Below are 18,210 nucleotides of genomic sequence, written 5' to 3'. Positions count from 1 at the left end.
TTATGTTGATTAATTGTTTTTCATTTTGGGGTGGCAGGTTAAAAAATAACAATAACCTTGTAAAATGTGAGTGAACTCTCTTTATTGAATATTCCTGTTATTTTACCCCTGATTATTAGCCTTAATAATATCTATTTTATTATAGGATATATAAAAGTAACCCTATGGGAGTACTTGCGCGTAAATGTAATCACGAGAATGGAGCTCACATGAATAAAAATGAAAGTCTACCGCTACCCACCAATACAATGGAGTGGCTGACAAATAAAAACAGCGTTATTGTTATTCTAGATGTTATTTTATTTGCCTTATTATATAATTTTTTGCCCTTTGAAAAGGACGTAGTATTAGGGCTTAGTATTCTGAGTTTTGTCGCTATTTTGTGGTTAACCGAAGCGCTGCATGTCAGTATTACCGCTATATTAGTGCCTGTGCTGGCAGTCGTTTTTGGGGTGTTTGATACACAAACGGCGTTAAATAACTTTTCTAATCCAATCATCTTTTTGTTCCTTGGTGGTTTTGCGCTGGCAGCGGCTTTGCACAGACAAGAGTTAGATAAAGCGATTGCAGATAAAGTTTTAGTACTGGCGAAAGGCAGAATGGATGTTGCAGTATTTATGTTATTTGGTGTAACAGCTGGTTTGTCTATGTGGATCAGTAACACCGCAACAACTGCGATGATGCTACCTCTGGTGCTCGGTGTATTAAATAAAGTAAATACAAAAACCGGTCACAATACGTATGTATTTGTCCTGCTTGGTATTGCTTATTGTGCGAGTATCGGTGGTATTGCCACAATTGTCGGTAGTCCACCCAATGCGATTGCCGCGGCACAACTTGATTTGAGCTTTACGGAGTGGATGTCATACGGTGTACCAATTTCCTTGATATTATTGCCTGTGACGGTTGGTGTGCTGTACATGCTGCTTAAGCCAAATCTTAATGAAGTATTCGAATTAGACCACAAACCAATTGAGTGGGATAAAGGTAAAATTGTTACTCTCGCTATCTTTGCATTAACGGTATTTTTATGGATATTCAGTAAGCCCGTTAATGCGATGCTGGGTGGTTTTTCTAAGTTTGATACGTTAGTAGCATTAATGGCAATTGTATTAGTCGGCGTCGCGCGCGTGGTTCACTGGAAAGATATTGAGAAAACCACAGATTGGGGTGTATTACTGTTATTTGGTGGTGGTATTTGTTTAAGTAATATTTTAAAAGCCACGGGTGCCAGTGTATTCTTAGCTGAAAGCTTGAGTGATGTGCTTTCACAAGCGGGTATGGTCATTATTATCTTAACCATTGTTGCGTTTGTGGTGATGTTAACTGAGTTTGCCAGTAATACCGGTGTTTGCTGGGGTTGCGGAGGCGCTTGGTATGTCACCGGTTATTCTTTCTGTCTTGATCGCAATTGCGGCATCCTGTGCCTTTATGTTACCTGTGGCAACGCCGCCTAATGCTATTGTATTTAGTACTGGACATATTAAGCAATCAGAAATGATGCGTGTAGGTATCTACCTCAACTTAATTTGTATCTTTGTATTGTCGATAGTGGCGTGGTTATTCTGGTCATAGGTCGACAAGTCCTGAACTAATATGCTCCCCACCTATAAATGAGAAGGTTGCTTGATGTGGCCTTTTTTGTTTAATAAATCATTACCTTATGATTAGTTTTTATTCTTAATTTGTGTTGGCGATGTGATAACAGACGTTAGATTATGCTTTAATTTTATGTTTTTGCGTAACATAATGTTCTAATTACTTATTAATACTATATTGTATATAGTCATTAAGATGTAATCGGTATATCATCCTTAGCCCAAATTATACGAAGAACAGGTGTATCTTGAAATATAGAGTTGTTACTTACTTAGTTGTTATTATCAGTGTCATTCTTATTTATCAGATCAACCGTTCTGAGAGCAAACAGTTAGATAAATTTCAACAATCATTTCAAGTGGTAGAGGGGCGTTTAGGTGAACTTTTCTATCAACTTCAAGCTATCCAATATGGCATGTCACAACTGAGCAGTTTAAGTGATCCATTAGCGAATAAGGCAAACTTGAACTTTAAGCGTACCGAAGATAATACCTGTCAAATATCAAAAAATCCGAGTCGTGAGCAAATGTACGACTTTGAAACCAATTTTTTAGTGGTAAGTGATGGTTCCGGTTGTGAGCCAAATTCGGTATTACACGATAAGATCACTGAGACTATTAAGATCGCACCAATGATGACATTTTTGGCAGGCCGCGCAGAAGATGTGATTAGTCTTTATTTTATCTCTATGGATAAATTTGTGATCACCTCACCAAAATATAATGCGTTGGTAATCAAGCCCAGTGAATTTGAAAGTAAACTATTTACACGACCTTATATGCAAAAGGTATTCAGTGTGGGTATTGAAAATCTGGGCAACAATATTTTCATTTCGGGTCCTTATGCAGATTTTAGTTTAAATAAAGACGTTATTACTTTCTCCATTGCTATTTTTATGAATAAAAAGTTCTACGGTGTGCTTAATATGGACATTTTATGGGAGGATCTGGTTGCAGGAATAGACTCAGACTTCCACATTATTAATGATCCGAAGCCGATACCTGGTGATTCACTACTTAGTGATCCGCTCAGCTTTGATGGTTTAGCCAGCGATTTACGTTTAGTTATGCCTAATTCAGTGAGTGATCAACTTACCTATTTAATTAAAAACAGCCTTGTTGATATCGCTTTCTATTTCATTGCTATTGTACTGGCTGGCTGGGTGCTATATACCTTGAATTTACGTACGGTATCGCAAAAATTAGCGACTGAATCACATCATGATCCGCTAACGGGCTTATTAAATCGCCGTGGTTTTATGGCGGCACTGAAAAGTGTAGAACGTCATCAATATTATTCTTTTATGATCATTGATTTAGATAATTTTAAGCACGTTAACGATACGTATGGTCACCCGGTTGGTGATGACGTATTGATCCGAGTTGCAACCGTTATTCAGCAACAAATCCGTGAAAAGGACATATTATTACGTCTCGGTGGTGAAGAATTTGGTTTGCTGATCGCTTATAACAAAGATAATAAACAAATTAATATATTTGAACGCATCTGTGAAGCGGTAGCGAACTTACCACATTACAGTGAAGATATTGAGTTTCACGTGACCATGTCTGGTGGGGCTGTGACAACGTCATCAATTGATCAGATTAAATTAATCGAAAGTATCATGAAGCAAGCCGATGCACTCTTGTATGAAGCCAAGATCGCGGGCAAAAATCGTGTGTTATATGGCGACTTTAATGGCAGTAACTCACTGGAACCCTAATGCCCCCATAAAAGTTGGATCGGTTCAATTTAACGGATGCTAATTAAAAGTGCGATATCGAAATCAAGTGCTCATGTTTAAATTCCTCAGTAGCCGCTATAATTACAATCATTATTACAACAATACCTATTGAACCTTGCTTCGATTCAATAGGTATCCCTTTTATTTTTCATTTTTCTCATGAGTTTATAATTAAAAACTAACTTGGCACTAGGGTTAAGCGTTTATCACTAAGTTAGAGTGAATGCCATCCATCGCGAACAAAAATATCACTAAAGTAATAGGTATGTTAAGCGAATGTATTATACCTAACGAGTGAGTGTCTACAACCTGGTCAAACCAGCTCGATACTGAGTATTTTGTAAGTAAATTTGATTCAGCATGTCTCATTTGAGCGTATTTTTGTGCTCGAACGCTCATTTTTATTCTTTATTTGTTTTAATTATGTATTAAAAGTGTAAATTCAAATCCACACGAACATTGTGTACACCCTACATAAAATAAAACAAAGGAATGAATCATGGCTAACAATAAACAACGTACTCTGATGGGCGAATGCCTAGCTGAGTTTATTGGTACTGGACTGTTAATATTTTTTGGTGTCGGCTGTGTAGCGGCATTAGTATTAACAGGCGCTAGTTTTGGTCAATGGGAAATCAGTATTATCTGGGGTATGGGTGTAGCAATTGCTATTTACTGTACCGCTGGTGTTTCTGGTGCTCACATTAACCCAGCTGTGACGATTGCTTTAGCAGCTTTTCACGGATTTGATAAAAGCAAAGTATTACCTTATATTTTCGCGCAACTATCCGGTGCTTTCTGCTCAGCAGCTTTAGTATACGGCTTATATAGCAACTTATTTACTGACTACGAAATCGCAAACGGTTTCCTACGTAGCAGTGAAGCGGCATTATCGACAGCAGGTATTTTCTCAACTTACCCACATCCATCATTAACATTCATTGGTGCATTTGCGGTTGAGTTCGTGATCACTGCGGTATTGATGTTTGCTATTTTAGCATTGGGTGATGAAAGTAACGGTGAACCACGCGGCGCAATGAACCCAGTACTTATCGGTGTACTAATTGCAGTTATCGGTGGTTCTTTAGGTCCACTAACTGGTTTTGCAATGAACCCTGCACGTGACTTTGGTCCTAAACTATTCGCTTATTTCGCAGGTTGGGACTACGCACTAACAGGTGCTAAAGATATTCCTTACTTCATCGTACCAATCTTAGGCCCAATTGTAGGTGCATGTTTCGGTGGCTGGTTATATCCAAAAGTGATTGGTCAATTTCTACCATCAGCAGGTCACGGTTGTACTATCCCAAACCAGTGTGATGATGAATCCGCTGAAGGTGAAGTTGCTAAAGTATAATCTGGCAACGATGAATCATTGTTTAATAAATGTTGAATAATACCTAATCGACTTTGAATACGATATTGTTTACCACGAATAAGTAAAATAAGACCTATTACTTTAAACACTAAGTATAAAGTACTCTACCAAATGAAATTAAAAGGACTTCATAATGACTGAGAAAAAATACATTATTGCTTTAGACCAAGGTACAACTAGTTCTCGTGCCGTTATTCTTGACCACGATGCAAATATTGTCAGCGTTTCTCAACGTGAATTTACGCAAATCTATCCGCAAGCCGGTTGGGTTGAACATGATCCACTTGAAATTTATGCAACTCAGAGTTCAGTGTTAGTTGAAGTATTAGCGAAAACAGGTATCACCAGCGATGAAATCGCCGCTATCGGTATTACCAACCAACGTGAAACGACTATTGTTTGGAATAAAGAAACAGGCAAGCCAGTTTATAATGCAATCGTATGGCAGTGTCGTCGTACCGCGGATATGTGCGATAAATTAAAAGCACAAGATGCAGGTTTTGAAGAGTATGTTCGTGAAAATACAGGCCTTGTTGTTGACCCGTACTTCTCAGGTACAAAAATTAAATGGATCCTTGATAATGTAGAGGGTGCACGTGAAGACGCTGAAGCCGGTAAACTATTGTTCGGTACCGTTGATACTTGGTTAGTTTGGAAAATGACCCAAGGACGCGTTCATGTAACAGACCACACGAATGCATCACGTACAATGCTGTTTAATATCAATACACTACAGTGGGATGAAAAACTACTTAAGATCCTTGATATTCCACTATCAATGATGGCAGAAGTGAAATCTTCTTCAGAAGTGTATGGTCAAATGAACATCGGTGGTAAGGGCGGTACGCGTATCCCTCTTGCTGGTATTGCTGGTGATCAACAAGCTGCACTTTACGGTCAAATGTGTGTAGAGCAAGGTCAAGCGAAAAACACGTATGGTACTGGTTGTTTCTTATTAATGAATACGGGTAAAGAAAAAGTAACATCGCAAAATGGTCTATTAACTACCTTAGCATGTGGTCCACGCGGTGAAGTTGCCTATGCACTTGAAGGCGCAGTATTCATGGGTGGAGCTTCTATCCAATGGTTACGTGACGAAATGAAATTACTTGCCGATGCGAAAGATTCTGAATATTTTGCCACCAAAGTAGACTCATCAAACGGTGTTTATGTTGTTCCTGCATTTACTGGTTTAGGCGCTCCGTACTGGGATGCATATGCACGTGGTACGATCGTTGGTCTAACACGTGGTGTGGGTGCAAACCACATTATCCGTGCAACACTAGAAAGTATTGCCTATCAAACACGTGATGTACTTGATGCAATGCAAGCAGATTCAGGTATCAAATTAGCTGAATTACGTGTAGATGGCGGTGCAGTAGCAAATAACTTCCTAATGCAATTCCAAGCTGATGTACTAAATACAACGGTATTACGTCCGGCTGTAACAGAAGTAACTGCGCTAGGTGCTGCATACCTTGCTGGTCTGGCTGTTGGTTTCTGGGATGGTCTCGATGAACTTTCTGATAAAGCTGTTATCGAAAAATCATTTGTACCACACGATGATGAAGTGAAACGTCAACGTCGTTACCGTGGTTGGAAACGTGCTGTTAAAGCGGCACAGTCATGGTCTGAAGGTCATGACGAAGAAGACGATTTACTGTAATCGTGTTTGAGTTTGATTGCCAATAGGTCGTCATCCTAGTCTAAATAGAAAGAGTGCCGGTTATATAAATAGAAAGTGTTTATATAGTGGCGCTCTTTTTTTTGATTTTTTATGTGTTTTGGCATTATTTGGTCTATGTTTGTCATCATGTTGACATGGTTTTAATGTTTAATCGTCATTCGAGCATTCACAGTCGGCTAAACCCAAAGTTAAATGTTCGAAATGTAAAAATAAATGCGCGCATTCGAAAGTAAGTGGTGATTTTAATAGAAAAATGTTCTATATTAGTTGCAGATGTTCGATAGCGGTCGTTCGCTCAAACAAGAATGTATTAAAGTGAGTTTAGTATGGATAATGGAAATCAGAAAGTAATGACCAATGACGTGAACAATAGAGTGTTAGATCTGATCGTTGTAGGCGGCGGTATTAATGGTGCAGGTATTGCTGCAGATGCTGCTGGCCGAGGCCTCACTGTTGGTTTATATGAAGCAGCCGATTTTGCTTCAGCAACGTCATCAGCAAGCTCTAAGCTAATTCATGGCGGTTTACGTTATCTTGAACATTACGAATTTCGTCTGGTATCTGAAGCACTAGCAGAACGTGAAGTATTACTTAAGAAAGCGCCACACATTGTTAAACCAATGCGTTTCCGTTTACCACATCGTCCTTTCTTACGCCCTGCAATACTGATTCGTGCAGGTTTGTTCTTGTATGACAACTTGGGTAAACGTACGACGTTAAAAGGCAGTAAACAAGTAAATTTAGCGAAATCAGGCTTACTTAAAAAAGAAATTACCAAAGGTTTTGAATATTCAGATTGCTGGGTTGATGATGCGCGTTTAGTGATCCTAAATGCCATGGCTGCACAACGTAACGGCGCCGAAGTTGAAAACTATTGCCGTGTAGAAAAAGCCGTTCGTAAAGATGGTTTATGGCAAGTAACTATGTTAAACGAACAAACTAATGTTCGTTTTGAGCGTACTGCTCGTGCATTAGTGAACGCAGCGGGCCCTTGGGTTAAACAATTCTTCGATGACAGCATGGAAGAAAACTCTCCACGTAACATTCGTTTAGTGAAAGGTTCACACATCGTTGTCCCGCGTATCCATGACGAAGAGCAAGCTTACATTCTCCAAAATAAAGATAACCGTATTGTTTTTGTTATTCCTTACATGGAAGACTTCTCAATTATCGGTACGACAGATGTTGAATATGTTGGCGACCCACGTAAAGTCGCGATCTCTGATGATGAGGTTGATTACCTGATTGACGTGGTAAACGAACATTTTGTTAAGCAACTTAACCCAAGTGATGTGGTTTGGACTTACAGCGGCGTGCGCCCATTGTGTGATGACGAATCTTCATCACCACAAGCAATCACCCGTGATTACACACTGGAAATTGAGCAAGAAGGCACACAAGCGCCATTGCTATCTATCTTCGGTGGCAAGTTAACGACTTACCGTAAACTAGCGGAGTCGGCAATGAAACTAATTTCACCGTACTTTGATAAAATGGGTGATTCATGGACAGCTGATACAGCGCTTCCTGGTGGTGATTTTAACTACCCACGTGCGCAGTTAGTTGAAAACATCTGTTCACAGCATTTATGGTTAAACCCTGAAACAGCGACGCGTTATGTTAATCAGTTTGGTACCGATTCTTGGGACTTATTTGCGGGATGTACATCTGAAGCTGATTTCGGTATTCACTTTGGCCACGGTGTTTACAGTCGTGAAATTGATTACTTAATTGAAACTGAATTTGCCAAGAAAGCGGAAGACGTATTATGGCGTCGTACCAAGCTTGGTTTGTACTTAAGCAAAGAACAACAAGCGGCGGTTGCTGACTACGTCAATGCAAAAGTAGTAAAGCTAAAGCCGGTAAAGCTAGATAAAGTTGGTTAATTGCGTAACTCACTGCGCTAATTAAACAGCTTAACCTTAAAGCACAACTAATCACTGATTAGTTGTGCTTTTTTACATCTGAATTTTATGAATATAAGGGTAAGGCCATAAGGGCGGTGTTCATTACATGCCGGAATAGTTAGGTCCGCTGCCGCCTTCCGGTGGTGTCCACACGATGTTTTGTGACGGATCTTTTATGTCGCAAGCTTTACAGTGGATGCAGTTTTCAGCATTGATTTGGAACTTTACTTCTTTATCTATCGTGACTATTTCATAAACTGCAGCAGGGCAATAACGTTGCGCAGGCTCTGCAAAGAGGGGTAGGTTAGTACACATAGGTATACTGGAGTCGGTAAGTTTAAGGTGGCATGGCTGATCGGCATCATGTTGTATATTAGCTAAAAACACCGAACTGAGGCGGTCAAAGGTTAAAAGGTTATCTGGTTTAGGGTAAGTGATTGCTGACGATCGAGTGACTTTTTGTAATTGGCTATGGTCTGGTTTTGAATCGTGCAGGGTAAAGGGTAAGCTTTTATGCAGTATGTTCTGTTCAAACCAAGTCACGCCTAGCATGGCATTACATCTGTGGGTAATGGGGGCAAAATTACGGGATTGGTATAACTCTTGATATACCCATGACGATTTATACAATAAGGTGAAATGTTCGAGGCTGTTACCAGTATCGATCTCTTCATTCAATTTTTCATCCTTGTTTAACGCTTTATTTAAGTCTTGTTCTTGCTCTTGTTTTTCGTTGGCTTTATAGCGATTTAACGCCATTGCTGCAAACACCGATTCAGCACCTATCATGCCCGTTTTCATTGCGGTATGCGTGCCCTTTAATTTAGCTACATTCAAAGTCCCCGCATCACAACCCAGTAATAGGCCGCCGGGGAACACCATCTTAGGGAGGCAGTTATAACCACCCTTGGTGATGGTTCTGGCGCCGTAAGCAAGGCGTTTTCCACCTTTTAGATAGCGGCTGAACGAGGGATGTAATTTAAGGCGTTGAAATTCTTCGAAAGGACTGAGGTAGGGATTTTGGTAGTTTAAATCGGTGATGAGACCGACATAAACCTGATCTTTGCCAACGTGATAGAGAAACCCACCACCAGTGGCTCCGTGTTCAGCTAGTGGCCAGCCGATGCTGTGCATGACTAATCCCGGATGATGAAGGGCTGGATCTATTTGCCACAGTTCTTTAATGCCCAGCCCGTAATGCTGTGGATCAGCGTCTTTATCTAACTGGTATTTTTCGATTAATTGTTTGCCTAAATGACCGCGTGATCCTTCGGTGACTAAAGTATATTTACCAATGAGTTCCATGCCCGGCATAAAATTGTCTCTTTCATTACCGTGTTTGTCTCGACCCATGTCACCCGTGATCACCCCTTTGACGCTGCCATCGTTATCAAATGTTAATTCATTAGCGGCAAAACCAGTGAATATTTCAACACCCAAATCTTCAGCTTGCTTGGCTAACCAAATACATAAATCGCCAAGACTGATGATATAGTTATGTTTGTTGTCTAAGCTTGATGGCACTAACATACTAGGGACGCGGCGTGCTGTGGTTGCATTTTTGAGTAACCAGGTATCATCTTGTTTGACTGTGTTAGTCACTGGTGTGTTTAAGTTTTTCCAGTCGGGGAAAAGTTCGTCTAATGCGTGGGTTTCAAAGATCGTACCTGCAAGGATATGGCCACCGATATCGGCCGCTTTTTCGAGTACGCAAACGCTGAGTTCGGTGTCTGATTCAAGTGCAAGTTGACGCAAGCGACAGGCCGCAGACAACCCCGCGGGACCAGCACCGACAATGACAACATCAAATTCCATTGATTCACGTTTCACGCTTGGCATCCTTATCCACTCATTTATATTAAGTATTGTGTATGTTTGAATAAGCGCCAATCATATTATCGTTTGCAGCTAACTTTTTGAATTTGACTGTTTAATTAACATATTTTAGTGAAAATGAAGGTTTAGTGGAAAATAATGAGTACAATATCGTAAGGTATACCCAAGTTACTTCAAGATGCTATATCAGAGACGAGCAGGGATAACAGCACAAGGCGCAATATGTAGATAATGGCTATTCCATTTTCAAATATTGTAACGCTGTGCTGTTATTCTTGCTCGTCTCCCGTAGGGCAAGCCGAACGAAGGCATCTTCGGCGTTATGAAGTCTTGATTTAGAATAACTAAATCCTCGACTTCATGCCTTGAATATACTCTTCTTTCGGTTTGCTGATTGTGCATTTTGAAGTAGCTTGGGCATATATCAATCAATATACCTAGTTTAATTTGAGGTTTTATTATGTTTAAAAAAGCGCCTTTAGCAATGCTGTTAACCATGGCATCTTTTAGTTCGTTTGCCGCAGAGAATACGTTCGCAGCTGAGTGTGGTTCAGTGACTATTGCAGATATGAATTTGGGTAGTGCAACCTTAGTCGCCAATATTGATGCTTTTATTTTAGAGCATGGCTATGATTGTGATGTTGAAATAGTACCGGGCAATTCGACAATAACAGCGACGTCAATGATTGAAAAAAACACCCCGGATATTGCGCCCGAATTCTGGACAAACCAGATCCGAGCGACATTAGCTAAAGGTGGTGAAGAAGGGCGTATTGTTGTTGCCGGTGATTTACTGTCTGACGGTGCGGTTTCTGGTTTTTGGGTTCCTGCCTATATGGTCGAGAAGGATCCATCTTTGGCTACGCTAGCTGGTATTAAGGCTAATGCTAAATTATTCAAACACCCCGAAGACCCAAGTCGTTCTGCTTTCATGGCTTGCCCTGCGGGCTGGACTTGTCAGATCTCAACCACCAACTTATTCAACGCGATGGATCTGGCTGATTATGGCTTTGACTTAGTTGATCCGGGTTCCGGTGCTGGATTAGCGGGTTCTATGGTTAAAGCGTACGAAAATAAAGAAGCATGGTTTGGCTATTATTGGTCGCCAACCGCGATCATGGATAAATACGATATGGTACGTGTTGATTTTGGCACTGGTTTTAATCGTGAAGAATTTGAAAACTGTACTATCATCGAAGATTGTGAAAACCCGAAAGTGACGGATTATCCTGCCGCGCCTGTACAGACTATTGTCACAACCAGTTTTTCGAAAAGAGAGCCTGGGGTGATGCAGTACCTGTCTAAGCGTTCATTTACTAATATGCAAATGAATCAGCAGTTGGCCTGGATACAAGAAGAGCAAGCTGATGGTGACTATGCCGCAGAACACTTCTTATTGAATAATAAAGTGATGTGGAGTCAGTGGGTGCCGAAGAACGTGGCTAAAAAAGTTGAAACTGCATTAGCTGATTTATAATCAATAAACGTCTTGCTCATGTATAACTACTTGTTTTTTAATAAAGTATTGATTAGTAATGTATTGGCTAGTAATGGTTGAGACATGAATAATCAAAGGAAGCTGAAATGCTTCCTTTTTAACGACTACTTTTGTTAAAGGTTACATTTTTGTAGCTAAGAGTATGTTTCTTGCAGTGCAGATAATAGCGCTTGGTAAATCGGATCACAGAACTCAGCGACTTCTTTGCTATTCGTTGACTCGAAACTTGAACGCCATTCAACGAAAGTGCCGTTATGTGTCTGCGATAATTTAACGCTGCCAATATAGTTGTCTACCGCATCTTTAGCGATTGGACCCGGCCCATCATCAATGCTGTATGAAAAACTATGCTGCGCTGCATCTAACTCGGTTAAGGTTTCATGAAAAGCGTCGTTTAATACCCGTCTCGCCCCTATTTCGTCACCTTGCTTCGCACCGACGATACGCAAAGAAGTGATCACACCTTCAGCCCATGATAAATCGTGGAAGTTACTGATGGTTTCCCAAACTTTTTCGATAGGTGCGTTGATATTTATCGTGTTGTAACAATGTCCCATTCATTTTTCCTTATATGTGGGCGTACACATTCAGTTTAGTTAGTTTTTTGGGTATCTCAAGCAAGGCGGGGATTCGGGAATAGAGTGGGGGGAGGACGACAAAGTCGCTTGGTAGTTATGGTACGACAGAGTCCCTTGGTGTTCACAAGGCTTAGAGCGATAACCCTAAGCCATTGATGGACATAAGCGTGTTAGACCATTAGTTCTAATTCGCAGTTTCAAGGTTAGTTTAAGTATCTCAAATATAGCCTTGAACCTCCGATATAATGGCCAATTTTATTAGACAACTACAATGCTAAGCGTAATAAAAATAGTTTATAATGAATAACCAATTTACTTCGTTTGTAGGCAATGATCTTTGAAACATCCTTTATTGATAGACATTCAATGTAATGATATTGAAAGCCCAAGTCATGGGCATGATTTTCATCAACTAATACTGCCGATTAGTGGTGATTTAGTATTAGAAATAGAAGGTGATCAAGCTAAGGTCAATAACGATGTTATTGCTTTTGTTTCTGCTAGTAACAAACATTCATTTATTGCTGAACAAGAAAATAGATTTATTCTCGCCAATGTTCCTTTAGCGTGGAGAGACACATTAAGGGAATTACCACCATTTTTAAAATTGACGCCAACAGTAAAAAGTTATATTTATTTCATTAGTTGCCAACTGCAAGACCTCGCTGTATCAGCATTAAATCAAGAACAAATTTTAATAATGTTACTAGACTTAATTTCCAAACCATTAATTAATAACGAGAAAATAGATAAACGTATTTTGTTGGCCAAAACATTCTTAGATGATCATGTCGCAACTAGCGTTTCGCTAGAACAGGTCGCTATGGCAGCGCATTTAAGTGTGCGGCAGCTATCAACTCTTTTTAAAGAGCAATTAGGCTTTACCCCGCTAAATTATATAAGAGAACAAAGAATGAAAGAGGCGCAAATCTTACTTATTCAATCAACATTGCCAATAACAACTATTGCAGAGTCTGTAGGTTATCAAAATCTGTCTGCGTTTAGTGACAGGTTTAAAAAGCACTTTGGCCGAAGTCCCAGAATTTATCGCCAGTTTGACAAACAATAACACCTGTAAAGCAAAGATATTCCAAATTTTTTCATTTATAGTAATCGTATAATAATTCATTAAATAGCATTAATACAACAGTATGTACGGAAACTAACTTAGCAGTAATTTATCGTCAATATAAATACAAAGCCTAAAATAAAGAGAATAGCCAACGTGATAGAAACCAATAGATTAATTTTAAAACCTTTAACTTATCAGCAAATGTTGAAATACATTAAAAACGATCATTCTTTAGAAGCCGAATTAAAGCTAAATAACTCATCAATGGTGATCACCCCCTTATTAAAAGACGCGTTAGAGCAATCAATATTACCTAGTTTGAAAGACGAGAATAAAAATTACCTTTTTTCTACTTTATGGACAGTTATTGATAAAGATGAACATAGATCAGTGGCTGATGTTTGCTTTCAAGGTGAGCCCAATGATAAGGGTGAAATTGAAATTGGCTACGGAACATATGAACAGTTTCAGGGAAAAGGGTATATGACCGAAGCCGTACAAGGCATAATTAATTGGGCTGCAAAGCAAGCAAAAGTTAAGGCGGTAATAGCTTCGACAGATAAAACGAATGTAGCCTCTTATACGGTTCTTGAAAAAAATAATTTTAAGAAAGAGAGTGAGTCGGAGGAACAATTTAATTGGCATTTTTCTGTTAGTTAAAAGTTTGCGGCACTCGACGGTTTAAAGATTTAAGTTGTTAGTTTAATTTGAATTAGTTGACCACAACAATGTGAATGCTGTATTGGTTCGTTGAATTTTACCTCCTAGTTGGAGGCTTTCTTGATTGTGAGATGTAATCGTCCTATTAGTGTCTTACTTCTTACAGTTAAACCCTTGAAATATCTAATGTATCACCAAGATTATTTTGGTGAACACCCCCTCAGCATGATACCGACCTAGTTAAATACTGGATCCCAATTATGCTCGCAATAGGTTCGCGTGAGCAGTTGAGATATGATAAATCAATCCCATTCCTCACATGAGTAAATGTATGGAAAACCGATATGAGCATATTGTGAGTGAGTAACGGAACTAACAAAGAAAGGGGCAATTTCGGCTTAGAGCGATCACCCTAAGCCATTGATGGACAAAACCTTGTTAGAGTCATTGTTCTACCTGATGGTAATACTCATTAGATATTGTGGGAGAAGTGAAGGTACCCAACTGATGCCCTGACTCCCCTTAAACTACTTTAGTGATTACAACTCGAATTTTTTATAATATCTTCCACTACATCTAAAACACAATCAAATGAACAGCGGTAATTTGCTTTATCATAAGTACCAGTCTCTCCAACGAAAATCGATATTTTCGAATTATCTAACATGTCAAAGTCGTTGTAGTCGTTACCTATTGCCAAAGTGTTCTCGAATTCGACGCCGAGTTTATTAAGGGCTTCTGCTTTGTTCGTTTTAATGGGTGTTAAGTCAAAAATATTGTCATGAGTATGTGAATGAAGACTACATTTCAGATTGTTAGACAGAATAAACTGCTCGATATTTTTTTTTACTTTTGAGCAGAGAATTAAGATCTTAGTAATGCCATGCGTAATGATTTCTTCCTCAGATACTCTAAAATTTGATAGTGATTCAATATAACTGTGGAAGTCGTGTTTCTTTTGTGAAAAAGAATATTTCCAATCACCATCAATAACATAGGGGATCGATTTAGTTTTTAAAAGGGCAATTATAGGTCCTATTTCTTCATAGGAAAATTGGTTTGAGAAAATCATATCCCCATGTTTCCATGCTTGCCCACCATTACAACCGATAAATGTAGCACCTCTCAATTCTTCTGGTATTAACGGTAACATATCTCTAATCGGTCTGGCTGATGCAAAAAACAAATTATAACCCGATGTAAGCCTTACTATATCTTTAGCCTTTTGGCTATCTAACGGCTTCCCGTGTTTAATTATGGTTCCGTCCAAATCGAAAACAATATTTAGATTTTCATTACCCATGCTAGTTACCTTAATAAATTAAAAATATGTACGAGAGTTAAAATGTAAAAAATTGGCTATTCATTTTCTTACCTAGTTCTTAACTTTAACAACTACCCATGGTACTTTTAGTGGTTTAAGCTCGTCTTCGAGAGGTTTTAGTCCAAATGGCAAATATCAAGTTAACTCGTTTTCCACCGAACCGTTCGATCCGAGTTCATCATTTAAAAAATAGTTCTCCAATGTTTGAATTCCATGCTCATGACAGTTATGAATTAATAATGTTAACTAATTGTAATGGTAAGCGTTATATCGGTGATTCAGTATCTAGAACAAAGGAGAGTGAGTTGCTTCTCATTCCACCATATGTACGACATACTTGGGATTGCGAAAGTAAGGCTCAAGATATCGTGGTGGTGTTATTTGGAAATGAGCTGCTCGACACTGCCATCCCTGAGCTTCAACCTGTTATGCATTGGCTAAAGACTATTAATCAGGTGGTTACTTTAACACTGGATACAAAATGTAAAGAAACTCTATATAAAGCACCTATGTTAGAAATGAAGCGGTCTAATTCAGTCGAACAAGTAACCAAAGTGATTAGTATTCTTGATTCCCTACGCACCAGTTGTGATAAAAATGAGTCGTATATAACAGCCACTCCACAAGTCTGGCTACCTAAACTTATAGAGTATATTAGTGCTGATGAAATTCGGTCTTTTACTGATTGTGTCTCGAAATTGAATATGAGTGAGTCATCTTTGAAGAGATTGTTAAAGAAAGAACTAGATACTAACTTTACCGAGTTATATAGGCATATCAGGATTAAGAAAGCTCAGAGGTTATTGGCGAGAACATCCACTCCGATTTCGATTATTGCGGAACAAAGTAATTTCAATTCCGTTCGCTCATTTAATGAAGCGTTTAAATTATATAGCTCGTTAACACCTAAACAGTTTAGAATTGAACATCAGTGGCGTTTAAACTGGTAGCTACCTATTTTCCATTTATTGTATGGCTAAGTGATACATTTCGCTGTTTCGGCTCACTTCTATACATTATGTGAAATGAGAAACGGACCCGATTCTCTGCATTAGTAAATGTAAAGAAAATTGATATGTTAACATTCTGATTGAGTTAAAACTCTAACACAGAATGGGGCAGTTTCGGCTTAGAGCGATCACACGGCTTAGAGCGATCACCCTAAGCCATTGATGGACATAAATGGCTTAGTGCTCGAGCTTTAAAGGATGTAGTTCACATTACATAAAGTATAATAAAATTAGGATTAACGCCCTGTCATACGCACTATTTATTACTACTTAAAGCTATTTTAGCACTTAAACCAATTAAGATAGTTCCAGATACACCTTCAAGTACCCTTGAGTATTTCTGTGCTTTAGGACTACTGAATAAAATACTGCCTAAACTTGCATAGAACAAGTTACAACCTGTTGCTAACGCACTAAATAACAAACCTAAGGTCAGTAACTCACTTGTAGCATTAAGTGCAGTAGGGTCAATAAACTGCGGTAGAAATGCTAAAAAGAACATTGCAACCTTAGGGTTTAATACACTAACAATAACGCCTTGCTTGAAAATATTACTTTGTTTTTCATTTGTATTTTCAACACAAATTTTAGATTCATTTCGATAGCAATTAATAAGCGATTGCACACCTAGGTAAAGCAAGTAGATTGCGCCTAAATATTTGATGATTGTAAATAAAAATGAAGAACTCAAAATTAATGCAGAAAGACCTAAAACAGCAGCTAAAGTATGAATCAAATAGCCAACACCTAAACCCAATGAAGCTTTGATACCAGACTTCATTTTTCCTTTCATGGTATTTGTCACAATGTAGATCACGTCAGGACCGGGAATCAGGTTTATAGATAGTGCAGCAATTACAAACAGTATTAATGTATTCATTTCCATTATTACAATACTCCAAGGGGCATATAACCGTTAGTTATACGGAATTCCGTATAACGCGAATCCAATTCCAATTTAATTACCCTCAATAATATCAAATTAATAAGTAATTACAAATGGTTAATAAAAAAATAGCAAATATCTATCAAATAAAATAAATACAGTTATAGCTGTATATAAAACTAGGTTTGCGATTGATCAATAGAACTTATCCATAATAAAATATATGGCAAATCGGTATGCTCATATCATGACAGAGTAAGGACTCTAAGCCGAAATGGGGCAGAAATGGCTTAACATTATTGCTCTAAGCTGCAAGTGTACGAGCTAAAATTAGCCGTGAAACTCACTCCGGACGCTGTCGATGTGGCTCAGGTTTCACATTGTCGCCTTTAACGTGGCCATTGCGCTTGCATTAACCGTGAACTAGGCCTTGAACTCACGGCTCAACATGACTGGCGGGTGATAGCCTGTTGCCATTAGTTCAACACCATAGAATCCATCGTGTTCTATATCGACATAGCATTCACATCGATTCGAAGAAATCATCCTTGTGCTTTAAAGACCTTTAATGGCACACTCATTACCAATACGATAAGGATTTAGCATAGGCCAAATAGCCAATAAGGGTTTTGGCCAAAGGTGACACAAGGAATTAATATGAAATTATACGGAAGCTACACTTCGCCATTTGTTCGTCATTGCCGCATTGCATTATTGGAAGGTCAACTAAACGGCGGTTTAGAATGTGAATTCATCGAAACGGATGCTGATAGCAGCGCAAAACTTTCTCCGACGAAAAAAGTGCCTTTTCTACAAGACCAGCAAGCTGGTAAAGATATTGGTTTAACAGATTCTGCTAGTATTTTAATGTATTTACGCGAGCAGTCAGGCAAGGGATTTTTAACTGATGCTCAAGACTTTAATTTATTTTGTAATGTAAATACGGTATTGGATGCTGCGGTAAACCTATTTTTTCTTGAAAAATTTGATCAAATTACACCAGAGCAAAGTAGCTATTTAACCCGCCATAA

13 protein-coding genes and 3 pseudogenes are annotated in these 18,210 nt (G+C 38.8%); 10 read left to right on the top strand and 6 right to left on the bottom strand.

The window, feature by feature from the left end; translation table 11 throughout:
* The first annotated feature begins 209 nt into the window (after positions 1-209).
* From PE36_RS11505 to glpD, 5 genes and pseudogenes are all read left to right on the top strand, one after another.
* Positions 210-1,575 (top strand): annotated as a pseudogene (locus tag PE36_RS11505) (DASS family sodium-coupled anion symporter).
* Between the two features lie 271 nt (positions 1,576-1,846).
* Entirely contained in the window at positions 1,847-3,322 is a 1,476-nt protein-coding gene (locus tag PE36_RS11500) for a diguanylate cyclase domain-containing protein (protein ID WP_006032205.1), read from the top strand.
* Positions 3,323-3,842: 520 nt separating this feature from the next.
* Positions 3,843-4,700 carry an MIP/aquaporin family protein gene (locus tag PE36_RS11495; RefSeq protein ID WP_006032204.1) on the top strand — a complete coding sequence of 286 codons (858 nt, stop codon included), beginning with the start codon at positions 3,843-3,845 and terminating at the stop codon, positions 4,698-4,700.
* A 154-nt stretch (positions 4,701-4,854) separates the two neighbouring features.
* On the top strand, positions 4,855-6,387 hold the full coding sequence (glpK, locus tag PE36_RS11490; protein ID WP_006032203.1) for a glycerol kinase GlpK: 1,533 nt from the start codon (positions 4,855-4,857) through the stop codon (positions 6,385-6,387).
* Positions 6,388-6,734: 347 nt separating this feature from the next.
* Positions 6,735-8,294, top strand: coding sequence for a glycerol-3-phosphate dehydrogenase (gene glpD, locus PE36_RS11485; RefSeq protein ID WP_006032202.1), 1,560 nt, complete (start codon positions 6,735-6,737; stop codon positions 8,292-8,294).
* Positions 8,295-8,417: 123 nt separating this feature from the next.
* Here glpD and PE36_RS25010 read toward each other — a convergent pair.
* The 3 genes and pseudogenes from PE36_RS25010 to PE36_RS25000 all read right to left on the bottom strand — a co-directional run.
* A pseudogene (locus PE36_RS25010) lies at positions 8,418-8,717 on the bottom strand (4Fe-4S dicluster domain-containing protein); the annotation flags it as partial.
* Between the two features lie 5 nt (positions 8,718-8,722).
* Positions 8,723-8,848 carry a DUF536 domain-containing protein gene (locus tag PE36_RS25005; RefSeq protein WP_366816498.1) on the bottom strand — a complete coding sequence of 42 codons (126 nt, stop codon included), beginning with the start codon at positions 8,846-8,848 and terminating at the stop codon, positions 8,723-8,725.
* A gap of 391 nt (positions 8,849-9,239) precedes the next feature.
* Positions 9,240-10,130: pseudogene (locus PE36_RS25000) on the bottom strand (NAD(P)/FAD-dependent oxidoreductase); the annotation flags it as partial.
* A 481-nt stretch (positions 10,131-10,611) separates the two neighbouring features.
* On the opposite strand from PE36_RS25000, the gene PE36_RS11475 reads away from it, so the two are divergent.
* The gene (locus PE36_RS11475; protein WP_006032200.1) at positions 10,612-11,628 is read left to right on the top strand and encodes an ABC transporter substrate-binding protein; all 1,017 of its coding nucleotides are present in this window, start codon (positions 10,612-10,614) and stop codon (positions 11,626-11,628) included.
* A 155-nt stretch (positions 11,629-11,783) separates the two neighbouring features.
* On the opposite strand, the gene PE36_RS11470 is transcribed toward PE36_RS11475, so the two are convergent.
* Entirely contained in the window at positions 11,784-12,206 is a 423-nt protein-coding gene (locus PE36_RS11470) for an SRPBCC family protein (protein WP_006032199.1), read from the bottom strand.
* A gap of 358 nt (positions 12,207-12,564) precedes the next feature.
* Here PE36_RS11470 and PE36_RS11465 point away from each other — a divergent pair, with 358 nt between their 5' ends.
* Both PE36_RS11465 and PE36_RS11460 read left to right on the top strand, forming a co-directional pair.
* Positions 12,565-13,296, top strand: a complete 732-nt coding sequence (locus PE36_RS11465) for an AraC family transcriptional regulator (protein ID WP_006032198.1) — start codon at positions 12,565-12,567, stop codon at positions 13,294-13,296.
* A 156-nt stretch (positions 13,297-13,452) separates the two neighbouring features.
* Positions 13,453-13,959 carry a GNAT family N-acetyltransferase gene (locus tag PE36_RS11460; RefSeq protein WP_043994455.1) on the top strand — a complete coding sequence of 169 codons (507 nt, stop codon included), beginning with the start codon at positions 13,453-13,455 and terminating at the stop codon, positions 13,957-13,959.
* Between the two features lie 532 nt (positions 13,960-14,491).
* On the opposite strand, the gene PE36_RS11455 is transcribed toward PE36_RS11460, so the two are convergent.
* Positions 14,492-15,262, bottom strand: a complete 771-nt coding sequence (locus tag PE36_RS11455) for an HAD-IIB family hydrolase (protein WP_006032196.1) — start codon at positions 15,260-15,262, stop codon at positions 14,492-14,494.
* 146 nt (positions 15,263-15,408) lie between these two features.
* On the opposite strand from PE36_RS11455, the gene PE36_RS11450 reads away from it, so the two are divergent.
* Positions 15,409-16,233, top strand: a complete 825-nt coding sequence (locus tag PE36_RS11450) for an AraC family transcriptional regulator (protein ID WP_157517783.1) — start codon at positions 15,409-15,411, stop codon at positions 16,231-16,233.
* 316 nt (positions 16,234-16,549) lie between these two features.
* Here the strand turns inward: PE36_RS11450 and PE36_RS11445 are convergent, their stop codons facing one another.
* Positions 16,550-17,179: a LysE family translocator gene (locus tag PE36_RS11445; protein WP_006032194.1), complete on the bottom strand. Its 630-nt coding sequence runs from the start codon at positions 17,177-17,179 to the stop codon at positions 16,550-16,552.
* Positions 17,180-17,836: 657 nt separating this feature from the next.
* On the opposite strand from PE36_RS11445, the gene PE36_RS11440 reads away from it, so the two are divergent.
* On the top strand, positions 17,837-18,210 hold a 374-nt coding region (locus PE36_RS11440; RefSeq protein ID WP_006032193.1), incomplete at its 3' end, for a glutathione S-transferase N-terminal domain-containing protein.

This window comes from Moritella sp. PE36 (genome assembly GCF_000170855.1).
Taxonomy (GTDB): Bacteria; Pseudomonadota; Gammaproteobacteria; order Enterobacterales; family Moritellaceae; genus Moritella.
This window is presented reverse-complemented; position numbering and strand designations above follow the sequence as displayed.

Excerpts from the sequence above, each read along its gene's own strand:
- PE36_RS11495 (WP_006032204.1), top strand. The coding sequence starts at position 3,843 with ATGGCTAACAATAAACAACGTACTCTGATGGGCGAATGCCTAGCTGAG.
- glpK (WP_006032203.1), top strand. The coding sequence starts at position 4,855 with ATGACTGAGAAAAAATACATTATTGCTTTAGACCAAGGTACAACTAGT.
- glpD (WP_006032202.1), top strand. The coding sequence starts at position 6,735 with ATGGATAATGGAAATCAGAAAGTAATGACCAATGACGTGAACAATAGA.
- PE36_RS11475 (WP_006032200.1), top strand. The coding sequence starts at position 10,612 with ATGTTTAAAAAAGCGCCTTTAGCAATGCTGTTAACCATGGCATCTTTT.
- PE36_RS11470 (WP_006032199.1), bottom strand. The coding sequence starts at position 12,206 with ATGGGACATTGTTACAACACGATAAATATCAACGCACCTATCGAAAAA.
- PE36_RS11455 (WP_006032196.1), bottom strand. The coding sequence starts at position 15,262 with ATGGGTAATGAAAATCTAAATATTGTTTTCGATTTGGACGGAACCATA.
- PE36_RS11450 (WP_157517783.1), top strand. The coding sequence starts at position 15,409 with ATGGCAAATATCAAGTTAACTCGTTTTCCACCGAACCGTTCGATCCGA.
- PE36_RS11445 (WP_006032194.1), bottom strand. The coding sequence starts at position 17,179 with ATGGAAATGAATACATTAATACTGTTTGTAATTGCTGCACTATCTATA.